This is a genomic window from Salegentibacter sp., assembly GCF_041642575.1.
Lineage (GTDB): Bacteria > Bacteroidota > Bacteroidia > Flavobacteriales > Flavobacteriaceae > Salegentibacter.
In genome coordinates this window covers 1-4,258 of sequence record NZ_JBEPWD010000133.1, presented here as the reverse complement: position 1 = coordinate 4,258, position 4,258 = coordinate 1, and the positions used below count along the sequence as shown (strand labels likewise).

Below are 4,258 nucleotides of genomic sequence, written 5' to 3'. Positions count from 1 at the left end.
GTAAAACCCAATTCGGCTTATACCCGCGATCCTTTTGAAGCTAAAATCGAAGACGGGAAATTATACGGTTTGGGCAGTAATGATGCTGGTGGTTGTTTGGTTTCGCTTTTAGTGACTTTTACCTGGTTTTATGAGGCAAAAGATTTAAAGTATAACCTGATTTTTGCGGGCACCGCAGAGGAAGAAATTAACGGGAAAAACGGAATTGCTGCTTTGCTGCCTAAAATGCCAAAAATTGACGTAGCCATTGTTGGCGAACCCACTTTAATGCAATTAGCCATTGCCGAGAAAGGCCTGGTTGTTTTTGACGCTAAGGTAAAAGGAACAGCTTCGCATGCTGCGCACCCTAATGAAGACAATGCGATTTATAAAACTGCTGAAGTTTTGAAATGGTTTGAAAATTTTGAATTTCCTAAAGAGTCGGAGGCTTTGGGGAAAGTAAAACTCACCGTTACCCAGATCAATGCCGGAAGCCAACATAATGTGGTGCCGGCTCAGGTAGATCTGGTGATCGATGTTAGGGTTACTGATGCCTATTCTAATGCTAAAATCGAGCAGATTCTCAGGGAACAGGCGCCGGTAGACGAAATTAAGGCACGGTCGCTGCGGCTGAATTCCTCTTCAATTGCTACAGATCATGAGCTGGTAAAAGCAGGAATTTCGCTGGGAATGGGAACTTATGGTTCTCCAACCCTGTCAGACCAGGCAATGTTGAGTTGTCCTTCCTTAAAATTAGGTCCCGGTGATTCCACAAGGTCTCATTCCGCAAATGAATTTATTTATATAAAGGAAATAGAGGAGGGAATTGAAACTTATATAAAATTGCTTGAAAAAGCTTTGAAGAAATAACTGAGCCCTCACAGGTTTTAAATCATCTGTGAGGTCTGTTTAAAAAAAAGAAAATTATGAAACTCTGGGATAAAGGATTAGCGATAGATAAGAAGATTGAAAACTTCACGGTTGGAAATGACCGGGAATTAGATATGCATCTTGCCGAATACGATATTAAGGCATCAAAAGCACATGCAAAGATGCTGGGGAAAATTGAAATTCTCACTTCTGAAGAGGTCTCCCAAATCGAGCAGGAATTAGAAAAACTTCAGCAACAGCTTGAAAATGGAACTTTTGAGATTGAAGAAGATTTTGAAGATGTACATTCCAAAATTGAATTTGAATTAACCAAAGCACTAGGTGAAACCGGAAAAAAAATTCACACCGCCCGCTCGAGAAACGATCAGGTTTTAGTGGCGATGCAGTTGTATTTTAAAGAAAATCTGAAGCAAATTTCGGGGAAAACCAAAGACTTAATTGAGGTGTTGCTCGATCTTGCAGAAAAACATCAGGATAAGCTGCTTCCGGGGTATACGCATTTACAGGTAGCTATGCCTTCAAGTTTTGGTTTATGGTTCTCGGCTTATGCGGAATTATTAATAGATGACCTGTATTTATTAGAAGCCGGGTTAAAAGTGGTAGACCAGAATCCCCTGGGATCTGCTGCGGGTTATGGTTCTTCATTTCCGATAGACAGGGAATTTACCACGAAAGAATTAGGATTTTCGACTTTAAAATATAACGTAGTTGCCGCTCAATTGGGACGTGGAAAATGCGAACGAACAGTTACTTCCAATATCGGTTCAGTAGCCAATACGCTTTCCCGGTTTTCGATGGATGTTTGTTTGTATATGAGTCAGAATTTCGATTTTATCACTTTTCCCGACGAGCTCACAACAGGTTCCAGTATTATGCCTCATAAGAAAAATCCGGATGTTTTCGAACTGATACGGGGGAAATGTAATAAACTCCAAAGCATCTCCAACGAGATGATTCTAATCACGAACAACCTCCCCAGTGGATATCATCGGGACTACCAGTTGATAAAGGAAAACAGTATTTATGCCGTGGAAAACATCAAGGAAATCCTGGATATTTTTACGCATTCGATCGCACAGATGGTGGTGAAGGATGTTGATTTAAAGGATGAAAAATATAAATATCTGTTTACGGTGGACAGCATCAACGATTTGGTGATGCAGGGCAAATCTTTTAGGGAAGCTTATCAAATAATTGGAGAGCAGGTCCAGCAGGGAAATTATGAAGCATCTGAAGGGAAGAAACATTCGCATCTCGGAAGTAAGGATAATCTGGCATTGGATAAGATTAAGAGGAAAATGGAAAAAATTTAGGAGAGTTTTAGAGCCACATAGGGGCGGCATTTTATCATAAATGTCTTCTGAAATGTTTGATCCCGATCTTCATCAGGATAGTTCCATCAGTATTTTCCGGGCGGCTTTAAAGCTGCCCGGAAAATGGGTGTCACTAAAAAACCCTCCGCGAGTACCACACAAACACGAAGGGTTCAAAACATAAATGAAGAAAAAAATAATCTTAAATAATAGTCATTTGGCCAAGGTTGAGGTTCTCATTGTTAATTCTCACCTGGTCAACCTCGCTTATCAAACTTTCAAGGAAATCACCAACTTTGCTGGTTGTATAATGGTTGTCTCTGTTGATATCCTGGGTGCACACATTTAATTGAATGCTTAGTTCCACGGCATTTCTAACCGCTTCGGCTTCTTTGGTGAGATTAAAATGCTCCAGTAGCATTGCCGCGGATAGTATAGACGCAATGGGATTCGCAATTCCGAGGCCGGTTGCTTGGGGATATGATCCATGAATTGGTTCAAATAGGGCATTTTTTTCACCTGTGGAAGCCGATGCAAGCAATCCGATACTTCCGCCAATCACACTGGCTTCATCAGATAAGATATCACCAAACATATTTTCAGTAAGAATGACATCAAACTGGGTTGGATTCAGAATCATTTGCATCGCAGCATTGTCTACGAATAGAAAATCCAAAGCCACTTCGGGATAACTCTTTGCAACCTCTTTAACCGTTTTCCTCCATAATCTGGATGTTTCGAGAACATTCGCTTTATCTACCAGGGTGATTTTTTTACGACGCTTTTCAGCTGCCTGAAAAGCAAGATGGGCCACACGTTCGATCTCTTCAGTAGTATAGGAGCAAAGATCTGAGGCCGATTTACCGTCTTCCGAAGTGCTTTTTTCTCCAAAATAAATACCTCCGGTTAGTTCGCGATAGATCACCATATCGGCTCCCATAATGCGGTCGGGCCTAAGGGGAGATTGATCTATAAGTTTATCATAAGCTTTAACAGGCCTGATATTGGCAAAAAGGCCCAGTTCTTTTCTAAGTTTTAATAAGCCTTGCTCGGGTCTCACCTTTGCATCAGGATCATTATCATATTTTGGGTCTCCAATAGCCCCAAACAACACAGCATCAGATTTTTTACATAATTCCAGCGTAGCTTCAGGTAGCGGATTGTCCAGCAGGTCTATTGCTACCGCACCTACCAGGGCTTCTTCAAATTGAAATTGGTGATCAAAACGATCTGCTACTGCTTTAAGAATTTTCACCGATTGCTGTGTGATCTCGGGACCTATCCCGTCTCCGGGTAAAACTGCTATTTTTAACTTCATCTTTTTATGTTTTGATTTATTTCTATTTTAAACCTGTGTGGCAGGCTGAGTATGTTGTTTACTACTTTCTTCAAATTTCTTAATGGCATCTAGTTTACTAACCAGAAAATCTATATCATCGAAGCCATTGATCATACAGGTTTTTTTATAAGGGTCGATATCGAATTTTTCTAAAATTTCTTTCTTCGGAATTCCTATTTCCTGCTTTTCCAGATCGACCTTAATTTCTACGGAAGGATCTTTGGTGATTTCTACAAATAGCTGGTCCAAAAATCCCGGACTTACCTGCACCGGAAGCAAACCGTTATTTAGCGCATTCCCTTTGAAAATATCGGCGATATAGCTCGAAACAACTGCAGTGAATCCGTAGGTCTTAATCGCCCAGGCTGCATGCTCACGGCTGGAACCACAACCAAAATTATCCCCGGCTACTAGGATGGAACCTTTATACTCGGGTTTGTTTAGAGCAAATTCCGGATTTGGCTCATCGTTTTTATTAAAACGCCAGTCGCGGAAAAGGTTTTCCCCAAATCCCGCTTTATCGGTTGCTTTCAGGAACCGCGCCGGAATGATTTGGTCAGTATCTACGTTTTCTATTTCTAAGGGAACCGCTGTATCGGTTAATGTGATAAACTTTTCCATCCTAATTTAAATGTTTTGTAAAGTCGGTTAATTTTCCTGAAACAGCAGTGGCTGCTGCAGTTAACGGACTCGCTAATATGGTTCTGGACCCTTGGCCCTGTCTTCCTTCAAAATT

The 4,258-nt window shown here is 41.0% G+C and carries 4 protein-coding genes; 2 read left to right on the top strand and 2 right to left on the bottom strand.

What is annotated here, in order from left to right:
- Together ACESK1_RS12270 and argH are read left to right on the top strand one after the other, a co-directional pair.
- A partial coding sequence (locus ACESK1_RS12270; protein ID WP_372920470.1) for a M20/M25/M40 family metallo-hydrolase occupies positions 1 to 849 on the top strand: 849 nt, incomplete at its 5' end.
- Positions 850 to 905: 56 nt separating this feature from the next.
- Entirely contained in the window at positions 906 to 2,183 is a 1,278-nt protein-coding gene (gene argH / locus ACESK1_RS12265; protein WP_372920469.1) for an argininosuccinate lyase, read from the top strand.
- 202 nt (positions 2,184 to 2,385) lie between these two features.
- Here argH and leuB read toward each other — a convergent pair whose 3' ends face one another.
- The gene (leuB, locus tag ACESK1_RS12260) at positions 2,386 to 3,501 is read right to left on the bottom strand and encodes a 3-isopropylmalate dehydrogenase (protein ID WP_372920468.1); all 1,116 of its coding nucleotides are present in this window, start codon (positions 3,499 to 3,501) and stop codon (positions 2,386 to 2,388) included.
- A gap of 27 nt (positions 3,502 to 3,528) precedes the next feature.
- Entirely contained in the window at positions 3,529 to 4,143 is a 615-nt protein-coding gene (leuD, locus tag ACESK1_RS12255; RefSeq protein ID WP_372920467.1) for a 3-isopropylmalate dehydratase small subunit, read from the bottom strand.
- Between the last annotated feature and the right edge of the window lie 115 nt (positions 4,144 to 4,258).